We start from the raw sequence: 20302 nt of genomic DNA, 5'->3' as shown, positions 1-20302 counted from the left end.
ACCGCTCGGCGCCACGCCGAAAGCGGGCCGAAGCACCTCGACCTCTCCACCTCCACTTCAGCTCCATCAATCCGAAAGGGACAGACATGTCCGAGATGGCCAAGCGCTTCGCATCGATCGGTGTCACCACCGCACTGGCCGTGGCAAGCCTGAGCATGCTCGCGTCCGGTGTGGCCCACGCCGGAAGTGCAAGCGGAATCGTCAGCACGGCCGCCGGCCAGCTCGGCAGCGGAGAGTGCGGCAACGAGGGCAACGGCTACTACGCCCCCGGCAGTGCACAGCACAACTCCTGCAATGGGCAGGCCTGGTGCGCCGACTTCGCCGGATGGGTCTGGTCCCAGAACGGCGTGCAGGGCCTCGGCGTGCTGAACGACCTCGCCAACAGCTTCGAGACCTACGCCAACAAGTACGACGGGGGGCTCTCCCCGACCCCGCACGTCGGCGACGCGGTCTTCTTCCACCCGCAGTCCTTCGGTGGCACGGACTACGACCACGTCGCGATCGTCACCGCCGTGTACTCCGACGGAACGATCGACTGGATCGGGGGCAACCAGCACCGGATCGTCTCACGCAACCACGGCTCCGGCGCCGTCGGCGCCGTCGGATGGGTCAGCGGTGGCTACAACGTGCACCTCAAGGGCTATGCCAGCCCGGTCGGGTTGCAGCAGCAGCAGAACTCACCCGTCATGCGGGTGGACACGGTGAAGGGCGGTTCCGTCTTCGACAACCAGCGCAACCCGGACGGCAGCTGGTCGAACGCGGCTCTGCTGGACGGGAACGGTCAGATCACGCAGACGGCCACGACCGCCCTCCCGGACGGCACCTTCCACGTGACGACGCTCGCGAACGGCAAGGTCTACGACAACCAGCGCAACACCAACGGAAGTTGGACCGGCGCAGCCCTGCTCGACGGGAGCGGCCAGATCACCACCATCTCGGCCACCGGTCTGGCCGACGGCACCATGCACGTCCAGACCCTGGCCAACGGCAAGGTCTACGACAACCAGCGCAACACCAACGGAAGTTGGACCGGCGCAGCCCTCCTGGACGGGAGCGGTCAGATCACCGCCGTCTCCGCCGCCGGTCTGGCCGACGGCACCATGCACGTCCAGACCCTCGCCAACGGCAAGGTCTACGACAACCAGCGCAACCCGGACGGCAACTGGACCGGAGCCAGCGTCCTCGACGACAACGGCCAGATCACCGCCGTCTCCGCTGCCGGCCTCACCGACGGCACCATGCACGTCCAGACCGTCGCCAACGGCAAGGTCTACGACAACCAGCGCAACACCAACGGCACCTGGACCGGTGCGGCACTGCTGGACGGCAGCGGTCAGATCACCGCCGTCTCCGCTGCCGGCCTCACCGACGGCACCATGCACGTCCAGACCCTCGCCAACGGCAAGGTCTACGACAACCAGCGCAACACCAACGGCACCTGGACCGGCGCGGCCCTGCTCGACGGGAACGGCGAGATCACCAACATCTCCGCCGCCGGCTTCCTGAAGTAACCCGGCACGACGGATCCAAGGGCCCGGGCGCGGCAGGTCGAGCTCCGCCCCGGGCCCCTACCGAATGACGCGCGGCCGACAAGCACCCTCCGCTCCGACCGACCGCGAACTGCCATGTGACTACGTACAAGGAGATCGAACGTTGAACGCCCAACGCCTGCGTGCGGCCCTGACACTGGGCGCCGCCCTGGTGTCGATCGCCTCCGGGCCCGGCACGGCGCACGCGGACACCGGTGCCGCCACCAGGACGGTGTCCGTCCGGGGGTACGACTTCCAGGTGCCCCGCGACTGGTCGGTCGTCGACCTCGCGAGCGACCCGTCGGCCTGTGTGCGCTTCGATCGGCACACCGTCTACGTCGGTACCCCCGGAACGGACCAGGCCTGCCCGAGCCATCCGTCCGGCCGTACCGAGGCCCTCCTGGTCGAGCCTCAGGACACCGCGGCCACCGACAGGGTGACCACGGATGACACCTCTGCCGCCGAACTCCACGCGGTCGCACCGAAGATCAAGGTCACCGCAGCCTACGGAGACCACCGGTCCGTGGTCGAGGACGTGCTGCGGAAGGCGGGCCTGGCCCCGGTGACGGCCGACATCCGCCGACCCCGGGCCGCCGCCGCTCCGCTGGCGCCCTCGGTCACCGCCGCCGGCGCGGCCGACACCGCTTTCACCGGGTACGGCTTCGACGCCTGTACCGCCCCGAGTTCGAGCGCCATGTCGGCTTGGATGCAGTCGTCCCCGTACCGCGCCGTGGGCATCTACATCGGTGGGCCGACCCGGGTCTGCGGCCAGCCCAACCTGTCGGCCGGCTGGGTCCAGCAGCAGGCCGGCGCCGGGTGGCACTTCATGCCCATCTGGGCGGGTCCGCAGGCCGCCTCGCTCGGCAACCCGACAAGCCAGGGTGTCGAGGCGGCGAACAGCGCGGTCGCCGCGGCCGCCGGGGTTGGCTTCGGACCCGGCTCGACCCTGTACGTCGACATGGAGAACTACGCCTCCGGCTACCGCGGCGCCGTGCTGTCCTACCTCTCCGCCTGGTCGGCGCAGCTCCACGCCCGCGGGTACCGCTCCGGCGTCTACGCGGGCGCCACCTCCGGCATCCAGGACCTCGCCGACAACGTGAGCGGCTACACCATGCCCGACGTGATCTGGATCGCCAGGTGGAACGGCGTGGCGAACACCGATGAAGAAGTGGTCCCGGCCTCCTTGTGGGCGAACCACCAGCGCATCCACCAGTACTTCAGCGACAAGGGCGCGGCCGAGACCTACGGCGGGGTCACGATCGACATCGACCGCAACTACCTGGACGTCGCCGCCGGATCCGGCAGCACCAACCCGCCGGTCATGCGGGTGGACACGGTGAAGGGCGGTTCCGTCTTCGACAACCAGCGCAACCCCGACGGCAGCTGGTCGAACGCGGCACTCCTGGACGGGAACGGTCAGATCACGCAGACGGCCACGACCGCCCTCCCGGACGGCACCTTCCACGTGACGACGCTGGCGAACGGCAAGGTCTACGACAACCAGCGCAACACCAACGGCACCTGGACCGGCGCAGCCCTCCTGGACGGCAGCGGCCAGATCACCGCCGTCTCGGCCACCGGTCTGGCCGACGGCACCATGCACGTCCAGACCCTGGCCAACGGCAAGGTCTTCGACAACCAGCGCAACCCGGACGGCACTTGGTCGAACGCGGCGCTGCTGGACGGAAGCGGCCAGATCACCGCCGTCTCCGCCACCGGCCTCACCGACGGCACCATGCACGTCCAGACCCTCGCCAACGGCAAGGTCTACGACAACCAGCGCAACACCAACGGCACTTGGACCGGCGCCAGCGTCCTCGACGACAACGGCCAGATCACCGCCGTCTCTGCCACCGGCCTCACCGACGGCACCATGCACGTCCAGACCCTCGCCAACGGCAAGGTCTACGACAACCAGCGCAACCCGGACGGCACTTGGTCGAACGCGGCGCTGCTGGACGGAAGCGGCCAGATCACCAACATCTCCGCCGCCGGCCTCACCGACGGCACCATGCACGTCCAGACCCTCGCCAACGGCAACGTCTACGACAACCAGCGCAACACCAACGGCACCTGGACCGGCGCAGCCCTACTGGACGGGAACGGCGAGATCACCAACATCTCCGCCGCCGGCTTCCTCAAGTGACCGCAACCCTCAACGAACGGAGTGAACTCGTGTCAACGTTGTTCCGTCGGCGCTTCCTTTCGGGCGCGCTCGCGACCACCTTCGCGTCGACCGCCTGGCTCGGAGTCACGGCCGGCACGGCGGAGGCGGCGTCCATCAGCACGTGGGACAAGGTCGCGTCCTGCGAGAGCAGCGGCAACTGGAGCATCGTCGCCGTGGTCGGCGGAGTCACCTACTACGGCGGCCTGCAGTTCGACTACGGCACCTGGAAGGCGTACGGCGGTCAACGGTACGCGCCCACCGCGAACCTCGCCACGAAGGCGCAGCAGATCGTGATCGCGGAGAAGGTCCTGGCCGTCCAGGGAGAGGGTGCCTGGCCGAGCTGCGGACCGAAGTACCGGCTGGGGTCCGACCGATCGGACCCGTTCCCGATGCGGGTGGACACGGTGAAGGGCGGTTCCGTCTTCGACAACCAACGCAGCAGGGACGGCTCGTGGTCGGGCGCCGCGCTGCTGGACGGGAACGGTCAGATCACGCAGACGGCCACGACCGCCCTCCCGGACGGCACCTTCCACGTGACGACGCTGGCGAACGGCAAGGTCTACGACAACCAGCGCAACACCAACGGCACCTGGACCGGCGCAGCCCTCCTCGACGGCAGCGGCCAGATCACCGCCGTCTCGGCCACCGGTCTGGCCGACGGCACCATGCACGTCCAGACCCTGGCCAACGGCAAGGTCTTCGACAACCAGCGCAACCCGGACGGCAACTGGACCGGCGCAGCCCTCCTCGACGACAACGGCCAGATCACCGCCGTCTCCGCCACCGGCCTCACCGACGGCACCATGCACGTCCAGACCCTCGCCAACGGCAAGGTCTACGACAACCAGCGCAACACCAACGGCACCTGGACCGGCGCAGCCCTCCTCGACGGCAGCGGTCAGATCACCGCCGTCTCCGCCACCGGCCTCACCGACGGCACCATGCACGTCCAGACCCTCGCCAACGGCAAGGTCTACGACAACCAGCGCAACCCGGACGGCAACTGGACCGGCGCAGCCCTCCTCGACGGGAACGGTCAGATCACCGCCGTCTCCGCCACCGGCCTCACCAACGGCACCATGCACGTCCAGACCCTCGCCAACGGCAACGTCTACGACAACCAGCGCAACACCAACGGCACCTGGACCGGCGCAGCCCTGCTGGACGACAACGGCCAGATCACCAACATCTCCGCCGCAGCCATTCCCGGCTGATCCTCGGGGGGCGACGCGCGCCGGGGCCCTGCGGCACAGGGCCCCGGCGCGCGTTCCGGCTCACGGGCACAGCCGGTCGCCGGCGGGTCGCAGGCTCCGCGCGGCGCAGGTCACCCGCTCGGACCTGACCTTCGCCGCCACCTTCCGGCACCAGTCGATCTCGTCGGTGAGTTCCTTGCTCCCGAGCGTCAGCGCGCTCCCGGTGCCCCGCGGTGCTGCACCCACGAGGTTCGCCTGCAGTGCGACTGAGAGCAGGACGGCCTCCACGGCGGCGTCCAGATCCGTCCCCGACGGCATGGTGGCGGACAGCATGCGTTCGGCCTCGTCCCGGTCGGACGGGGAGAGGTGCCGGTCCAACGCCAGAACGCCGTCGTGGATCTCGATGACGTAGCGGTAGAGGACGAGGTCAGGTTCCGACCGGAGCTTCCGGGGCAAGGGGAGCACGGTCTCGGGCGTCGCCGCCTTCACCATGTTCCACAGGGGTCGGATCGCACGCACCTGCCGCCATGCCCGTCGGCGCCGGATCAGTTCGGAGAGTGACGGCCACGTCATCCCGGTGATCATCAGGAGGACGCAGGCGGCCAACAGCACCTGGGTGGTGGCCACCGCGAGTGCGGGGTCGAGGTTCCGCCACCCCAGCGTGCCGAGCAGCAGGTACACCGAGCGCTGGACGACATAGAGCAATCCGGCCAGCTTGGCCAGGCCCACGAGCGTCATGAAGGTTCGCGAGGACCCCGGCATCGCGTGCCGACCGTACTGCCAGCACAGCCTGGTTCCGATCACACAGCCGATGGAGATGTATCCGAGGAAGACCGCCCAGTAGGCGTCCGTCAGTGGCTGGCCCACGTTGGCCGTCAGCAGGTCCGCCTCGCCGTCCGGGCGCGGCATCGCCGCGAAGAGGCCGGTGAGACCGAGCGTCGAGCCTGCCAGGAAGGCCCAGCGGAGCGGGGAGAGTCGACCGGGGGCTTCGGTGGCTTCCCGGACGAACTCGAAGAAGGCCGTCACGGCGCACAGGGCCAGGATGTGAACGAGGAGGTTGGTGACGCTCCGGACCCCGACGGCCTCGTCGATCACCCTCCGGACGGCAGGCACGCCGATCACGAACGAGACGGCGAACATCGCCCACATCGCCCAGAGCACCCGATCGCGCCGGTCCGCCGACGCCAGACCCCTGGCCTTCCACAGGGCGATCAGTGAGATCGGCGGAACGACGATCAGGTCGAACAGCCTCATGACGACCTTCCGCGTCCCGAGCGGGTGAAGGCGTCGATGACCCGCCTGAGCGTGTTGGCGTCCTCGGTCGGCGCGGTCGGCGCGGTCAGCGGTGCGACGTTGAAGTGCTGCCACATCATGGACGCCAGCAGTTCGGCTTCCCTCTCCTGCCGGTCGGCCGCTCCGGACCGACTGCGGGCGAGCAGCCTCACCGCCATGGCCGGGTCCAGGTCGGGGAAGAGCTGGGCCAGCATCTCGGGTGCGGCGCCGGACGGCTGGCGGTGGTCGAGCAGCATGTGCGCCAGTTCGTGCAGGATGATGTGGGTCTGGTGGACGCCACTGGCCACGGGCGCGTAGTAGACGTGGTCCACCGCCCCGAACGCCACCCACAGGCCGCACACTCCGGCGTCCGCCGGCCGGGGCATCGGGAGCAGCCGGAGCGGCCGGCCCCGAAGCGCGGCCACGGCCTCACACAGGTCGGCGAGGCGGAACGGCCTCGGAAGGTCGAAGCGCCGGAGCAGCTCCGCGAACCTGCCCGCCTGGTCCTGACATTCATCGACGTCCATACCCGTTCCCCCCGGATCCGACGAGCTGACCTCCCGTCAGCCGTGATCATTATGGCGGACCGCTCTGGAACGGCCTGACGAAACGCAGGTCACGCCCGTTTCCCGGGTCCCTCCTCTTCGGCCCCGCGCTCCAGCGCGCCGCCCTGCTCGACGAGTGACCGCACGATGTCCAGGCCCTGGCTGGACATCGTGGCCAGGTCGGCGGCCCGGAGAGCCACCGACCGCACGTCGTTGGCGCGCATGGCGGAGATCAGCGACAGCTGGGCGGAGACCCTGGCGGCGACCTCGTCGTCGATGAAGTAGGCCTGCGGCACGCCGAAGAAGTCGCCCAGCGCCCGCAGGGTCGACACCGTGGGGTTCGACGCCTTGCCCTTGACCAGCGTCCACAGGCGTCCGACCGAGAGCTTCGGTGCGTTGGGGCCGCTCTGCCGGATGCCGTCCACGACTTCCTGCAGCGTGAACCGTCGGCCCAGCGGCTGCACGTGCTCGAACAGGTACTCCACGCGTCGTCCCAGCAGCTCCGCCTCCGGGTCCGCCTCGTGCCCGGCGTCCTCGCCGTCGAGCGGTTCCTTCTCGTCGTCCATCGCTGTCCCGCCCCTGGTCGGATCCGGTGGGGCTCGTCCACCCCGTATGAAGGCAATGTACCCAGCTCGCCGCAAGCACCGCCGGACGGGCCGGTCACGGCACCGGCTACGGCTACGGCTACGTCACGGAGCCGGTCGCGGCGCCGGTTCGGCCGGGGGCGGTGCGGGGTGGCAGGCTTGGCGGTCATGGGACACGAGAGCAGGCCGACGCTGCTGGTGGTGGACGGCGCGAACGTGGTCGGGTCGGTGCCCGACGGCTGGTGGCGGGACCGGCGGGGCGCCGCCGAGCGGCTGCGGGACGCGCTGGTCGCCGTCGCCGAGCGGGGCCTGCCGGACCGGCCGGGCCCGTTGGAGGTGGTGCTGGTCGTGGAGGGCGCGGCCCGGGGCGTCGCCGGGCTGCCCGCGGTGCGGGTGGTCGAGGCGAGCGGCAGCGGGGACGACCGGATCGTGGAGCTGGTCCGGACGGCCCGCGCCGAGCACCCCGAGCGGGACTGCCTGGTGGCCACCGCCGACCGCGAGCTGCGCGCCCGCGTCGGCGCGCTGGGCGCCGCGGTGACCGGGCCGCGCAGCGTACGGCCCTGATCCACCCCGGGGCCGGACGATCCGCCCCGGGGCCGGGCGGTCAGTCCCAGGGCCAGGCGGCGCTGTCGCCGCGCTCCAGCAGGGGGATCAGCGCGAAGGACGCGTCGCTGAGGCCGCCGAAGGTGTAGCGGTGCGGGCCCGGGGCGCTGTGGCCGGCGGCGTAGCCCGCCAGGTTCCAGGTGTAGACCGGGACACCCTCGGGGACGGGCGCGAAGACGTTCTGCGACGGCCAGTGGGCCTGCTCGTCGGTCACCACGACCACCCGGTCGTGGTCCCGGTAGTGGGCCCGGACCGCGGCGGCCGTGGAGGTGCCGCCCAGGTTGCGGAAGCGCCGCAGGGTCTCCAGCACCGACGCCTCCGGCTGGACGACCCCGCTGCCGGTGCCGAACTGCACCAGGTCGGCCTGCTCGGCCCGCACGGCCAGCGCGGTGCCGAAGACCGCGGCGGTGTCGGCCCGGTTGAGCCGGCTCCGGGCCGACGGCTGGTCGAACATCGAGCCCGAGCGGTCCACCAGCACCAGGGTGCGGCCCGGCAGCGCGGGCACCCCGGCCAGCGAGTGGCCGAGGGCGGTCTCCAGCGCGTCCGACCAGCGGGAGGAGTGCGACGACTTCGAGGGGCGCGTGGCCCGGTGGGCGGCCAGGAAGCGGAACGGGAACTGCCGGGAGCGCCGCACCTCCTCCGGGTCGGCGATCCGGCGGGCCACCGCCGCGGCCACCTCGTCGGCCACGCCCGCCTGGTCGAAGTTGCGCAGGTTGCGGACCAGCGCCATCGGCCCCATCGAGGGGATGACGGCCTCCCAGGCGGCGGCGTCCAGCGGGCCCTGCAGCCAGCCGGCCAGCGCCTCCCAGGTCATCCCGGCCTCCGCCAGGCGCTCCACCCCGCCGGGTTCGGTGACCAGCGCCCGGCGGTCGGCCGGCGGGACGGCGACCAGGGCGTGGTGGGCGGTCAGCAGGCGCTCGTCGGCGGGGGGCAGGGCGTGCTCCGGGCGGTGGCGGCGGTCCAGGGCGTACCGGAAGAGCGCGCCCTGCCAGGGCTTCGCCGGGTCGGGCGCGGGGTGGGTGAGCTCCAGGACGTCGCCGAAGCGGAAGGCGTGCGAGGGGGTGTCGTACTTCAGCAGCGCGCGGCCGGTGTAGAGCCGGCGGGCGGCGTCGCCGATGCCGCGGCGCAGCGGCTGGGGCAGTCGGCGGCCGTACCGGCCGGTCCAGTAGGCGAGCAGTTCGCCGGGTTCGTCGGGCCGTTGGAGCACGGCGTCGACGGCCTGCCGGGAGTGTCCGGCGGCGCCGGCCGCGGCCCGGGCGTGGACGAACTCGGCCGCCCCGACCACCGCGGCGGTCCGGATCCGGGCCTCGGCGCGCAGCCAGCGCAGCAGGCCGAGGGTCCACTGCGGGTCGCTCACGGCGTGCTCGCGGATCAGCCGGACGTAGCGTTCGTCGCGCTCGGCGGCCGCCTCGTAGAAGCTCTCCTGGCCGAACAGGTGGGTGACGGCGAGGAGGAACAGCTCGGACTTCGGCTCGCGGACGTACCCGGTTCCGCCCTGGTGGTTGGTGACCGCCGTGCCCGGGGCCCTGCTGGGGGCGACCGGCTTGCGGGAGAGGAAGGGCGGCGGTGCCGACCGCAGGTGCGCGACCTCGGGGACCGGCCACTGGCCGTCGGTGGCGAGCGGGGAGGACACCCCGCGCCTGGTGAGTCCCGGTAGTTCTCGCCGGATCTCGGCCCTGGTGTCGGCCTTGGTCCGTTCGCGGCTGAACCGGGTCATGCAGAGGTCCCCCTGGTGGGTGGTCAGGCTGGGGAAGGGAGGGTGCGGGCGCACGCCGAGGCGGGCGCCTCCCGGGATCGAAGTGGCACCGGGGGCACTTGTTTTTGTCAGATGAAGTAACCGGGGCCGAGCGCATCGGGAGGCGCCGTCCCGGACGCTACTCCGTCGGGCCCGGCCCGTCATCCGATTATTTCCGAGGCCTGCGCGCGGGATTCCTGGAGCGTACGGGAACCGATCGCGGGGCGCGTCCGACTGCTGTGGGGTGAGTGCGAAATCGCCGGGTGTCCGGCCGTCGAGTGTGCTGGCGGGGTTCGCCCTGCTGCTGGTGGTGGTGTTCGTGGTGGCCTACGGGGTGGGCCGGCAGGTGGGGCCGGTGGCGCCCGGGCTGCGGCCGGGCAGCGGCGGTGCGTCGCCGGGGACGGGCGGGCACGGCATGGACGGGCACGGCATGGGCGGGACGCGGTGAGCGCGGTCGCGGGCGCCGACGCCCTGGTGTCCACCGACCTCGCGGTGGGCGGGATGACCTGCGCGGCGTGCGTGGGCCGGGTGGAGAAGCGGCTGGGCCGGATCGACGGGGTGACGGCCGGGGTGAACCTGGCGACCGGGCGGGCCCGGGTGCTGCACCCGGCCGGGGTGCCGGTCGAGGATCTCGTGGCGGCGGTCGAACGGGCGGGCTACACCGCCGAGTTGGCGCCGCGGGGAGCACCGGTCGGGGGGCCGGCGGAGGAGCCGGACGAGCGGTGGCGGCTGCTGGTCACCGCCCTGGCGGCCGTCCCGGTCCTGGTGCTGTCGATGGTGCCCGCGCTGCAGTTCACCGCCTGGCAGTGGGTGTGCTTCGCACTCGCCGTCCCGGTGGTGACCTGGGGCTCGGCCCCGTTCCACCGGCGGGCGTGGCAGGGGCTGCGGCACGCGGCGGCGACCATGGACACCCTGGTCAGCCTCGGCGTGGTGGCCTCCTTCGGCTGGTCGGCGTACGCGCTGGTGTTCGGCGGGGCCGGGGATCCGGGCATGCGGATGCCGTTCTCGCTGACCGCCGACGGCGGCGGCGCGGCGCACGTGTACCTGGAGGCGGCGGTCGGGGTGCCGCTGTTCGTGCTGGCCGGGCGGCTGCTGGAGGGCCGGGTGCGCCGGCGCAGCGGATCCGCGCTGCGGGCGCTGGCCGAACTGGGCGCCAAGCAGGTGTGCCTGCGCGGCGCGGACGGCGAGGAGCGCCCGGTGCCGATCGAACTGCTGCTGCCCGGGCAGGAGTTCGTGGTGCGTCCGGGTGAGCGGGTGGCCACCGACGGGGTGGTGGTCGAAGGCGGTTCGGCCCTCGACCTGAGCCTGCTGACCGGGGAGAGCGTGCCGGTCGAGGTCGGCCCCGGGGACCGGGTGGCGGGCGCGACGGTGAACGTCGGCGGCGCGCTGGTGGTCCGGGCCACCGCCGTCGGCGCGGACACCCAACTGGCCCGGATCACCGCCCTGGTGGCGGACGCCCAGGCCGGCAAGGCGCGGGCGCAGCGGCTGGCCGACGCGGTGGCCGGGGTGTTCGTGCCCTGCGTGCTGACGATCGCGGCCGCCGTGCTGGGCTTCTGGCTGGGCGCGGGCGCCGCCCCGCAGGCGGCGGTGACGGCGGCCGTCGCGGTGCTGGTGGTGGCCTGCCCGTGCGCGCTCGGGCTGGCGACGCCGACGGCGCTGCTGGCGGCGACCGGGCGGGGCGCGGAGCTGGGTGTGCTGGTGCGCGGCCCGGAGGTGCTGGAGAGCCTGCGCCGGGTGGACACCGTGGTGCTGGACAAGACCGGGACGCTGACCACCGGCCGGATGGAACTGGCCGCGGTGACCGCCGCCGACGGCGTCGCACCGCAGGAGGCGCTGCGGCTCGCGGGCGCGGTCGAGCACCGCTCCGAGCACCCGATCGGCCGGGCCGTCGCGGCCGCCGCCCGGGAGCGGTGCGGCGAGCTGCCCGCCGTGGACGGCTTCGCGGCCGCCGCCGGGCTCGGGGTGTCCGGCACCGTCGAGGGCCGGGCCGTCCGGGTGGTGCGCCCGGACGACACCGCGCTGCCCCCGGACCTGGCCGAGGCGGTGGCGCAGGCCGGGGAGGCGGGCCGGACGGCCGTCGCCGTCGAGCTGGACGGGCGGCCCGCAGCCGTCCTGGCGGTCGGCGACACGCTGCGCTCGGGCAGCTGGCGGGCGCTGCACCGGCTGCGCGGGATGGGCCTGGAGGCCGTCCTGCTCACCGGGGACGGCCCCGGAGCCGCCCGCGCTGTGGCGCGGGACCTGGGCATCGAGCGGGTGGTGGCCTCGGCCTCGCCCGAGCACAAGGCCGAGGTGGTGGCCGAACTGCGCGCCGCCGGGCGGACGGTGGCGGTGGTCGGCGACGGCGTCAACGACGCGGTCGCACTGGCCTCGGCCGACCTGGGGGTGGCGCTGGCCTCGGGCAGCGACGCCGCGATCGGCGCGGCCGGACTGACCCTGGTGCGCGGCGACATCGAGGCGGTGGTGGACGCCGTACGGCTGGCGCGGCGGACCCTCGCCACGATCCGGGCCAACCTGCTGTGGGCCTTCGGCTACAACCTGGTGCTGATCCCGCTGGCCGCGGTCGGGCTGCTCAACCCGATGCTGGCGGCGGTGGCGATGTCGCTGAGCTCACTGCTCGTGGTGGGCAACAGCCTGCGGCTGCGGACCTGGGAGCCGGGGCGGGGCGGACCGGCGCGCGGGGGGCGCCCGCGCGGCCGGACGGGGGGCCTCCGGTGAGCGCGCGGGAGACGGCCGGGCGGCGCGGCGGAGGTCTGTCGGTGCGCACGCGGCAGCGGCTGGCGGCCGTGGGACCGCCGGTCGGCGCGGCCGCGCTGGCGCTGGTGCTGCTCACCGGGTGGACGGCGGTCGGCGGGGCGGGCCGCACCCGTCCGCTGGAGGCCGGGCCGGGCTGGGTGCTGCTCCCGGCGGCGGGCGCGGCCTCGGCCGCGACGGCAGCCTTCTTCACGGTCCGCAACCCGGGTGACGTTCCGGACGAACTGATCGGCGCCCGCTGGGAGTTCGGCGGCAGGATCACGCCGAAGCGGCACCTCCACCAGGGCGCGGCGGGCCGCTGGGAGCCCGCGTCGTCGCTGGCCGTCCCGGGCGGCGGCGAGCTGGCGATGTCCCCGGAGGACGCCGACCTGATGATCGCCGACCCGCCACCGCTGCGGGCCGGCCAGTGGGTGGAGTTCACCCTGACCTTCCGCCGCAGCCCCGAACTGCGGCTCAGGGCACAGGTGCTGGCGCCGTCCGACCGGCCGCGCGCCGAGCGGCCGCGTACCGAGTAGCCGGGTACCCGAGCGGCCGCGCACCGAGTAGCCGGGTACCGAGCTGCCGCGCACCGAGCGGCCCGCCGGACCGCTCAGTCCCCCGCCGGCCCGTCCAGCGTCTCCGTGACCGGGCGGCGGGGCGTGGCCGCACCCGGTGGGCCGTAGCCGACCCGCAGCACCACCTGGACGTGCCCCGGCCCCTCCGCCGGATCGCGCAACGCCCAGCGGGTGTCCGGCCACTCGACGGCCTGGTGCCAGACCGTCAGCCGGACGCCGTGCACGGTGGCCAGCAGCCACACCCGTTCCAGCGCCTGGCCGGTGCGCAGCCAGTCCGGCGGGCCGTCGCCGGGGGTGGTGAGGGTGCACAGCTGCGGCAGCGCCTCGAAGCGCTGGGAGGGCTGCGCGGGTGCGAGCGGCGGGCGGCCGGCGAACTCGCGCATCGGCACCCGGGCGTCGTGGTCCTGCGAGCCGAGCGCGGACCACGGGATGCCGTCCCCGGCCGCGGCGCCGTCCGTGCGCAGCCAGGCGCGGGACTCGGCGGTGCGGGCCGGGTCGGCGGTGTTGCGGTGCTCGGCCTCGGCGGTCAGGGCCAGCACCCGCCGCACGCCGTCCTCCTCCAGGGCGGCCAGCGCCACGCCCTCCTCGCGGGCGGCGGCGATCAGCTCGCCGAGCACCGCCTCGGGGACGTCGCGCTGGGCGAACGGCTCGCGGCTGGAGTGCCGGGCGGCGACGGCGGGGTGGAGGTCGCGGCCGAAGGGCGTCCGCTCCCGGGCCGGACCGGAGAGGTCGAGCACGGCGAGCAGGCCGGGGTCGGCGGCGTCCGGGAGGAGCCGGACCACCGGCTCGCGGCCGAGCCGCCCGGCGGCCACCCGCAGGTTGAACACGGCCGCGCCGACCGCGATGTGCACCGCGGCGCCGACCGGATCGGCCAGCGGCACCGAGCGGCCGGGGTCGGCGTGCACGGCGAGGCCGCGGCCGTCGGGGGTCGGTGCGAAGCGCCAGGGCTGGCTGTTGTGCAGCGACGGCGCCGCTCCGCCGGCGGCGGCGAGCAGCCGCAGCTCGGCCGGGCCGAGTGCCGCGAGCGGGGCCGGTGCCGGGGTCGGGTTCGGGTTCGGCACCGGGGTCGGTGCTTGGGTGCGCGTCATGACGATCCACTCCTTCGGCCGGAGAGCGGTCCACTGGCGCGACCGCGTGGTCCTCACTGCTACCGAGCCTGCGCTCCCGGCCCGGCGGACGACAGAGCCGTACGGCCCCCCGTCCGCCGGGCCCAAGGGCCCGTCCTCGGGCCCCGGTCAGCCGTCAGCCGTGCGGGACGACCGCCACCGGGGCCTCGGCGTGGTGCAGCACCGCGTGCGCGACCCGGCCGAGCCGGGGGCCGAAGTCGACCGGGCGGTTGCGCCGGCCGACGACGACCAGCGAGGCCCCGGCCGAGGCCTCGACCAGCGCGCGGGCGTCGCCCAGCCGGACGTCCTCGACCACCTCGACGCCCGGGTACTGCTCGCGCGGGCCGGCCAGGGCGAGCGAGAGCAGCTTCGCCTCCAGCGCCTCCAGCTGCTCGATCTCGCCCGCCGGGACGGCCCCGCCCGCGTAGCCGAACACCGGCGGCAGGTCCCAGCCGTGCACCGCCCTCAGCCGGGCGCCGCGCAGCACGGCCGCACGGAAGGCGAAGTCGAGCACCTCCTCCTCCGCGCCGTGCGCGTCGACGCCGACCACCACCTCGCCCGTGTCCTGCACCCCCTCGTGGGCGTCGCGCACCACGACCACCGGCACGCCGCTGCGGCCGGCCACCGCCATGCCGACCGAGCCGAGCAGCAGCCCGGTGAAGCCGCCGCGGCCGCGCGAACCGAGCACCAGCAGTTCGGCGTCCGCGGCGGCGGCCACCAGGCCGTCGACCGGCGCGTCCAGTACCGCGTCGGTCTGCACGGCCAGCTCCGGGTGGCGCCCGCGGACGTCCTCGGCCGCCTCGGCCAGGGTCCGCTGGACGACGTCGGGCAGGTCGTCGGGCTCGGCGAACGAGGAGACGCCGTCGGTCAGCCACGGCCACGCGTGCACCAGCCGCAGCGACGCGCCCCGGCGCACCGCCTCCTCGGCGGCCCAGTGCACGGCGGCGGTGCTCTGCAGCGAGCCGTCGACCCCGGCCAGTACGGTTGACGTCAACTCGTTCCGCTCGGTCATGAGCGTCCTCCACGGTGTCGCGTTCGGCGGTTCGGGCGCAGGATACGGGCGCGTGCTGACGCCCCGTCCGCTCCGTCCCCACCCTGTCAGCCGCACCGTACCGGCGGCAGGGGCCGCAGGGCCCCCGGGCTCGGGACCAAAGGCCCGATCCGGCGGAGCCCGGATCCGACCCCGCCGTACCGCTCACCGCCCCGCGGGCACTACCGTGAACGGGGAGATCCCGCTGGTCGGACGGCACCCGAGCCGGGCCGGGGGCGGGCTCGGCCGGTCAGGGCGGAACACGAGGAGGACAGCGGTGGGCGGAGCGGACGGCAGCGCGGCGGGTGGCGGCGCGCGGATGCCCCGGCTGCGCCTGGACGAGCTGCTGGAGGAGCTCCAGTGGCGGATCGACGCGGCGCGCGGGACGCAGAACCGGGTGCACAGCCTGCTGGAGGCGGTGCTCGCGGTCGGCCGTGAGCTGGATCTGGCCCAGGCGCTGCACCGGATCGTCGAGGCGGCGGCGGACCTGGTCGACGCCCGCTACGGCGCACTGGGGGTGATCGGTCCGGACGGGCACTCGCTGTCGCAGTTCCTGACGGTCGGTCTGACCGACGAGGAGATGGCCGCGATCGGGCCGCCGCCGTCCGGTCGGGGCATCCTCGGCGAGCTGATCCGCGAGCCGCAGCCGCTGCGCTGCCCGGTGCTGTCCGACCACCCGGCCTCGGTCGGCTTCCCCGCCAATCACCCGCCGATGCACACCTTCCTGGGGGTGCCGGTCCGGGTGCACGGCGAGGTGTTCGGCAACCTCTACCTCACCGACAAGCGCGGCGGGCTGGACTTCGACGAGGACGACGAGGCGGTGATCTCCACCCTGGCGGTCGCGGCCGGGGTGGCGATCGACAACGCCCGGCTGTACGAGGAGGCGCAGCTGCGCCAGCGCTGGCTGCGGGCCAGCACCGAGATCACCCGCAGCCTGCTGTCGGGCGCGCCGCGCCTGGAGGTGGTCGAGCTGATCGCCCGGCGGGCCCGGGAGATATCCGGCGCCGAGCTGGCGGACGTGTCGGTGGCGCTGGCCGGTCCGGAGGAGCGGGCCGAGGAACTGGCCGTGGAGGTGGCCCTGGGCGGCGTGCCGTCGGGACGGCTGGGGGTGACGGTGCCGGTGGACGGCACGCTGTCCGGCGCCGCGTACGCCTCCGGTTCGCCGGTGACCAGTGACGACCTGGCCTGCGACGCCCGGTTCCCGGCCGGCCCGGCGGGCCGGTTCGACGGGCTGGGCGCGGCGGTGGCGGTGCCGCTGGGCACCGGCTCCGGGTACGGGCGGGGCGTGCTGCTGCTGGCCCGGGCGCAGGGGCAGCCGGCGTTCGGGCCGGAGGAGACCGGCCCGCTGCTGGGCTTCGCCGACCAGGCCGCGCTCGCCCTGGAGCTGGCCGAACGGCGGCGTGACGCCGAGCAGTTGAACCTGCTGGAGGACCGTGACCGGATCGCCCGGGACCTGCACGACCTGGCGATCCAGCGGCTGTTCGCGACCGGGATGACGCTGCAGAGCGCGGGCCGGCTGATCGAGAGCCCGGCCGCCGCGGACCGGGTGGCCCGGGCGGTGGCGGACCTGGACGAGACCATCAAGATCATCCGCTCGACCATCTTCGGCCTGCGCGCCCACAGCGAGCCCGACCGGGGCCTGCGCGCCCGGGCCACCCGGGTGGTCACCGACGCGCAGGGGCCGCTCGGCCTGGCGCCCCGGCTGAGCATGGAGGGCCTGCTGGACACCGACGTGCCGCAGGAGCTGGCCGAGCACGTGGTGGCCGTCCTCGGCGAGGCGCTCAGCAACGCCGCCCGGCACGCGCAGGCCTCCCGGGTCGAGGTGACGCTGCGCGCCCTCGCCGGGCGGGTGGTGCTGACCGTCACGGACGACGGTGTCGGCGTGCCCGAGGGCGGGCGGCGCAGCGGCCTGCGCAACCTCGCCGAGCGTGCGGAGCGGGTCGGCGGGTCCTTCGCCGTCGGACCGGCGGAGGGCGGCGGCACCCGGCTGGCCTGGGAGGCCCCGATCGGGTCCTGAGGCCCGCACCCGCCGGGGCCGGTCGCCCTCCGCCGACCGACGGGCCGCCCGGCCACCCGGCCACCCGGCCACCCGAGGGTGACCGGGCGGCGACGGGGCGGCGGCCCGGCAGCGGGTTTCCGCACCCGGTCCGGGTCAGCCCCGGCCCGTATCAGCCCCGGCCCGTATCAGCCCCGGTCCGCGTCGGCGTCGGGCCCGTGGTCGGGGATCCAGGAGCCGTGGATGCCGGCCGTGACCCGGCGCGGCAGGTGCACGGTGGCCACCCGGTCGAGGCCGGAGGCGTCCAGCACGAGCAGCTGGGAGGCGTCCTGCTTGAGGTCGGAGACGACGGTGAGCAGGTAGCCGTCGTCCTCGCCGGTCGCACCCGCGGCGGGCACGAACACGGCCTCGCTGGGCAGTCGGGCGTCACCGATCCGGCGGATCCGGCGGGCGCCCGTCACCCGGTCGTACTTGACGATGCCGTACTCCCCGTAGCCCTCGTCGTCGGGGAAGGACACGGCGTACTGGTAGCGGTGCTCGGCGCCGAGGTACTCCTCGTTGAGGGTGGGGAACTCCACCGGCAGGTCGTCGATGATCTGCTCGTCGACCGTGCCGGCGGCCGGGTCGACCACCCAGCGGCGGTTGAACGAGCGCGAGAGCGGCTCGCTGCCGCGCCCGGGCGCGCCGACCCACCAGTTCCAGGAGCGGCGGAAGCCCTCCGCGTCCACGGTGGGGCCCTCCAGGACGACGCGGCCCAGGCCGTCCTCGTAGGCGTTGCCGACGTGCAGCAGGTTGCCCGGCTCGATGGAGAACCAGCGGATCCGCCCGGCGCCGTCCCCGGCGCGCGGCATGAGGCCGATCCGGGCGGGCTGCTCGTCCCGCCAGCCGTACGGGATGCCGGAGTGCTCGGCGGGGTCGAAGGTCACGTTGCCCTCGATGAAGACCACGTGGTGGCGGGTCAGGCCGAAGTCGTGCTTCAGGGCGGCGCTCGCCCCGGGGACCTCGACGCTGCGGATGATCTCGCCCCCGGCGTCGGCGACGTGGTACGTCAGGAACGGCGGGACGGGCGAGGAGCCGAAGAAGTGCAGCTCGCCGGTGACCGGGTCGACCTTCGGGTGCGCGGTCATCGCCGTGCGCAGCCTGCCGCCGAAGTCGTGGGCGCCGACGGTCTCCAGTTCGGGGGTCAGCTCGAAGGGCAGGTTGGCCTCGCACAGCGCCAGCAGCCGCCCGGCGTGCTCGATGACGTGGGTACCGGCGACGCTGGCCGTCAGGTCCGGGCCGTGCTCGGTCAGGTACGGCGCGCCGTCCAGGGCGGGGGTGTGCACCCAGCGGTTGCGGTACCACTCGGCGCGCCCGTCGCGCAGCCGGATGCCGTGGACCATGCCGCTGCCCTTGAACCAGTGGGTGGGGGTGACGCCGGGCTTGGGGTTGTGGCCGTTGCGGATCAGCCGGCCGCTGAGCTCCGGGGGCAGGGTGCCCTCGACGGTCAGGCCGGTGGCGGTGATCTCGTCGGCGACGGGGGTGTAGTGGCCGGTCAGGTACGGCTTGGCGGTCATGCCGAGAGCCCTTTCGATGGGTGTGACGGTCGGTCGGGTGGACGGTCGGTCGGTCGGGTGGATGGTCGGTCGGGTGGATGGTCGGTCGGGTGGTCGGTCGGTCGGTGGCCCGGTGTCAGCCGGGCAGTTCGGCACGGGCCCGGCCGCCCTTGTGCTCGGGCTCGGGCTCGGGCTCGGGCTCGGGCTGGTACCCGGGCTCGGGCCCGGGTGCCGGGGGCTCGGGCACCGGGGGCCCGGCCGTCGCGACCCTCCCGCCGGTGCGGCGCACGAGGAGCACGGCCAGCAGCGCGGTGACGGCCAGCACGCCGGCGGAGAGCGCGAAGGCGGCGCGGAAGCCGGCGGCCAGGGCCTCCCGGTGGGGCTGGTGGGCGGCCGCGTGGGCGGTGACGGACCCGGCGAGGGTCGTCAGGACCGCGAGGCCGATCGCGCCGCCGACCTGGCGGGTGGTGTTGACCAGTCCCCCGGCCAGCCCGGAGTCCCGGGGCGGCACCCCGTCCACCGCGAGTGCGGTGAGCCCGACGAAGGCGGTGCCGAGGCCCAGCCCGACCAGCAGGCTCGGGCCGAGGACGTCGGTGGCGTAGCTGCCGTCGGCGCTGATCCGGGCCAGCCACAGCAGGCCGGCGGCCTCGGTGAGCAGCGCGGCGACCAGCGTCGTGGTCGCCCCGACCCGCCGGGACAGCCGCGGTGCCAGCGCGGCGCCGAGCATGTTGGCTGCGGCGAGCGGGAGTTGGGCCGCCCCGGTGGCGAGCGGCCCCGATCCCAGGACCTGCTGCTGGTGGAGCGGCAGGAAGAAGAACAGCGCGATCCACACCGAGCCCAGCAGCGCCATCAGGAGGTTGCCCACGGCCACCCGTCCGGTGGTGAGCAGCCGCGGCGGGATCAGCGGGTTCGGCCGGCGGCGCTCGATCACGGTGAAGGCCGCGAGCAGGACGACGGCGGCGCCCAGGGATCCGACCACCCGCCGGTCGCCCCAGCCGGCTCCGCGTGCGGTGGTCAGACCCCAGACCAGGCCGGTCAGGGCGAGGGTGACGACGACGGTGCCGGCCAGGTCGAACCGCCCGGCCCCGCGCCGGGCCGCCCGGGGCGGCTCCGCCGGTACGAGCGCCACCACGGCGGCCAGCACCGGGACCGACCCGAGCGCGACCGCGTGGAAGACCCAGGGCCAGCCCCACGCCTCGGTGAGGACACCGCCCAGCAGGACGCCGCCCGCCCCGCCCGCGCCCGAGACCGCGCCCCAGACCCCCAGGGCCCGGCCGCGCCCGGGGCCGGAGGGGAACTGCTCCACCGCGAGGGCGAGCGCGGCCGGGGCGATCGCCGCCGCGGCCAGGCCCTGAACGGCCCGGGCGGCGATCAGCGGGCCCGCGGAGTCGGCCAGTCCCGCGGCGAGCGAGCCGGCCGCGAACAGCGCGAGCCCGGCGGTCAGCAGCCGGCGGCGGCCGAGCAGATCGGCCGCCCGCCCGCCGGCCGGCAGCAGCGCGCCGAACGCCAGGCCGTAGGCGTTGACCACCCAGGTGACGCCGCCGTCCGAGAGGCCGGTGCCGGCGCGGATCTGCGGCAGCGCGACGTTCACGATCGAGGTGGCGACCATGACCGTGAACTGGGCCGCGGCGAGCGCCCCGAGCGCCGCCCCCGGTCGGGCGGACCGGCGCGCTCCGTTGTGTCCGTACGCAACGTTCATGCC

The 20302-nt window shown here is 74.5% G+C and carries 16 protein-coding genes; 8 read left to right on the top strand and 8 right to left on the bottom strand.

The window, feature by feature from the left end:
* The first annotated feature begins 86 nt into the window (after nt 1-86).
* The 3 genes from ACIRST_RS04860 (at nt 87) to ACIRST_RS04850 (ending at nt 4910) form a co-directional block, all read left to right on the top strand.
* Nucleotides 87-1511: a CHAP domain-containing protein gene (locus tag ACIRST_RS04860; RefSeq protein ID WP_402800086.1), complete on the top strand. Its 1425-nt coding sequence runs from the start codon at nt 87-89 to the stop codon at nt 1509-1511.
* 142 nt (nt 1512-1653) lie between these two features.
* Nucleotides 1654-3675, top strand: coding sequence for a glycoside hydrolase domain-containing protein (locus tag ACIRST_RS04855; protein ID WP_402800084.1), 2022 nt, complete (start codon nt 1654-1656; stop codon nt 3673-3675).
* A gap of 29 nt (nt 3676-3704) precedes the next feature.
* Nucleotides 3705-4910, top strand: a complete 1206-nt coding sequence (locus ACIRST_RS04850) for a transglycosylase family protein (protein WP_402800083.1) — start codon at nt 3705-3707, stop codon at nt 4908-4910.
* 60 nt (nt 4911-4970) lie between these two features.
* Here the strand turns inward: ACIRST_RS04850 and ACIRST_RS04845 are convergent, their stop codons facing one another.
* The 3 genes from ACIRST_RS04845 to ACIRST_RS04835 form a co-directional block, all read right to left on the bottom strand.
* Nucleotides 4971-6143: an MAB_1171c family putative transporter gene (locus ACIRST_RS04845; RefSeq protein ID WP_402800082.1), complete on the bottom strand. Its 1173-nt coding sequence runs from the start codon at nt 6141-6143 to the stop codon at nt 4971-4973.
* Complete coding sequence (locus tag ACIRST_RS04840) at nt 6140-6688, bottom strand: hypothetical protein (RefSeq protein WP_402800080.1); 549 nt, start codon at nt 6686-6688, stop codon at nt 6140-6142. Before ACIRST_RS04840 ends, ACIRST_RS04845 begins: the two co-directional genes overlap by 4 nt.
* 89 nt (nt 6689-6777) lie before the next feature.
* Nucleotides 6778-7272, bottom strand: a complete 495-nt coding sequence (locus ACIRST_RS04835; protein ID WP_350525240.1) for a hypothetical protein — start codon at nt 7270-7272, stop codon at nt 6778-6780.
* A gap of 186 nt (nt 7273-7458) precedes the next feature.
* Between ACIRST_RS04835 and ACIRST_RS04830 the strand changes: the two genes are divergently transcribed.
* Nucleotides 7459-7854 carry an NTP pyrophosphohydrolase gene (locus ACIRST_RS04830; protein WP_402800079.1) on the top strand — a complete coding sequence of 132 codons (396 nt, stop codon included), beginning with the start codon at nt 7459-7461 and terminating at the stop codon, nt 7852-7854.
* 40 nt (nt 7855-7894) lie between these two features.
* Here the strand turns inward: ACIRST_RS04830 and ACIRST_RS04825 are convergent, their stop codons facing one another.
* The gene (locus ACIRST_RS04825) at nt 7895-9610 is read right to left on the bottom strand and encodes a TROVE domain-containing protein (protein ID WP_402800077.1); all 1716 of its coding nucleotides are present in this window, start codon (nt 9608-9610) and stop codon (nt 7895-7897) included.
* 262 nt (nt 9611-9872) lie between these two features.
* Here ACIRST_RS04825 and ACIRST_RS04820 point away from each other — a divergent pair, with 262 nt between their 5' ends.
* The 3 genes from ACIRST_RS04820 to ACIRST_RS04810 are packed head-to-tail and all read left to right on the top strand — an operon-like array spanning nt 9873 to nt 12894.
* Nucleotides 9873-10076, top strand: a complete 204-nt coding sequence (locus ACIRST_RS04820; protein ID WP_350525237.1) for a hypothetical protein — start codon at nt 9873-9875, stop codon at nt 10074-10076.
* Entirely contained in the window at nt 10073-12343 is a 2271-nt protein-coding gene (locus ACIRST_RS04815; RefSeq protein WP_402800075.1) for a heavy metal translocating P-type ATPase, read from the top strand. Before ACIRST_RS04820 ends, ACIRST_RS04815 begins: the two co-directional genes overlap by 4 nt.
* Before the next feature lie 41 nt (nt 12344-12384).
* Entirely contained in the window at nt 12385-12894 is a 510-nt protein-coding gene (locus ACIRST_RS04810) for a copper chaperone PCu(A)C (RefSeq protein WP_402800074.1), read from the top strand.
* 74 nt (nt 12895-12968) lie between these two features.
* On the opposite strand, the gene ACIRST_RS04805 is transcribed toward ACIRST_RS04810, so the two are convergent.
* Both ACIRST_RS04805 and ACIRST_RS04800 read right to left on the bottom strand, forming a co-directional pair.
* A complete protein-coding gene (locus ACIRST_RS04805) occupies nt 12969-14021 on the bottom strand; it encodes an Acg family FMN-binding oxidoreductase (protein ID WP_402800073.1) in 1053 nt (350 codons plus the stop codon).
* Nucleotides 14022-14175: 154 nt separating this feature from the next.
* Nucleotides 14176-15051, bottom strand: coding sequence for a universal stress protein (locus ACIRST_RS04800; RefSeq protein WP_402800071.1), 876 nt, complete (start codon nt 15049-15051; stop codon nt 14176-14178).
* A gap of 337 nt (nt 15052-15388) precedes the next feature.
* On the opposite strand from ACIRST_RS04800, the gene ACIRST_RS04795 reads away from it, so the two are divergent.
* Complete coding sequence (locus ACIRST_RS04795; RefSeq protein WP_402800149.1) at nt 15389-17086, top strand: GAF domain-containing protein; 1698 nt, start codon at nt 15389-15391, stop codon at nt 17084-17086.
* A 167-nt stretch (nt 17087-17253) separates the two neighbouring features.
* Here the strand turns inward: ACIRST_RS04795 and ACIRST_RS04790 are convergent, their stop codons facing one another.
* Nucleotides 17254-18621, bottom strand: a complete 1368-nt coding sequence (locus tag ACIRST_RS04790) for a carotenoid oxygenase family protein (protein ID WP_402800069.1) — start codon at nt 18619-18621, stop codon at nt 17254-17256.
* A gap of 115 nt (nt 18622-18736) precedes the next feature.
* Nucleotides 18737-20299, bottom strand: coding sequence for an MFS transporter (locus tag ACIRST_RS04785; RefSeq protein WP_402800067.1), 1563 nt, complete (start codon nt 20297-20299; stop codon nt 18737-18739).
* Between the last annotated feature and the right edge of the window lie 3 nt (nt 20300-20302).

Source organism: Kitasatospora sp. NPDC101447 (assembly GCF_044767225.1).
GTDB lineage: Bacteria > Actinomycetota > Actinomycetes > Streptomycetales > Streptomycetaceae > Kitasatospora.
The sequence above is the reverse complement of the archived record's forward strand: the minus strand, read 5'-3'. Positions and strand labels throughout refer to the sequence as shown.

What these genes read in the sequence shown, in the direction of transcription:
- ACIRST_RS04860 (WP_402800086.1), top strand. Translation starts at nt 87, where the DNA reads ATGTCCGAGATGGCCAAGCGCTTCGCATCGATCGGTGTCACCACCGCA.
- ACIRST_RS04845 (WP_402800082.1), bottom strand. Translation starts at nt 6,143, where the DNA reads ATGAGGCTGTTCGACCTGATCGTCGTTCCGCCGATCTCACTGATCGCC.
- ACIRST_RS04840 (WP_402800080.1), bottom strand. Translation starts at nt 6,688, where the DNA reads ATGGACGTCGATGAATGTCAGGACCAGGCGGGCAGGTTCGCGGAGCTG.
- ACIRST_RS04835 (WP_350525240.1), bottom strand. Translation starts at nt 7,272, where the DNA reads ATGGACGACGAGAAGGAACCGCTCGACGGCGAGGACGCCGGGCACGAG.
- ACIRST_RS04830 (WP_402800079.1), top strand. Translation starts at nt 7,459, where the DNA reads ATGGGACACGAGAGCAGGCCGACGCTGCTGGTGGTGGACGGCGCGAAC.
- ACIRST_RS04825 (WP_402800077.1), bottom strand. Translation starts at nt 9,610, where the DNA reads ATGACCCGGTTCAGCCGCGAACGGACCAAGGCCGACACCAGGGCCGAG.
- ACIRST_RS04805 (WP_402800073.1), bottom strand. Translation starts at nt 14,021, where the DNA reads ATGACGCGCACCCAAGCACCGACCCCGGTGCCGAACCCGAACCCGACC.
- ACIRST_RS04800 (WP_402800071.1), bottom strand. Translation starts at nt 15,051, where the DNA reads ATGACCGAGCGGAACGAGTTGACGTCAACCGTACTGGCCGGGGTCGAC.
- ACIRST_RS04795 (WP_402800149.1), top strand. Translation starts at nt 15,389, where the DNA reads ATGCCCCGGCTGCGCCTGGACGAGCTGCTGGAGGAGCTCCAGTGGCGG.
- ACIRST_RS04790 (WP_402800069.1), bottom strand. Translation starts at nt 18,621, where the DNA reads ATGACCGCCAAGCCGTACCTGACCGGCCACTACACCCCCGTCGCCGAC.
- ACIRST_RS04785 (WP_402800067.1), bottom strand. Translation starts at nt 20,299, where the DNA reads ATGAACGTTGCGTACGGACACAACGGAGCGCGCCGGTCCGCCCGACCG.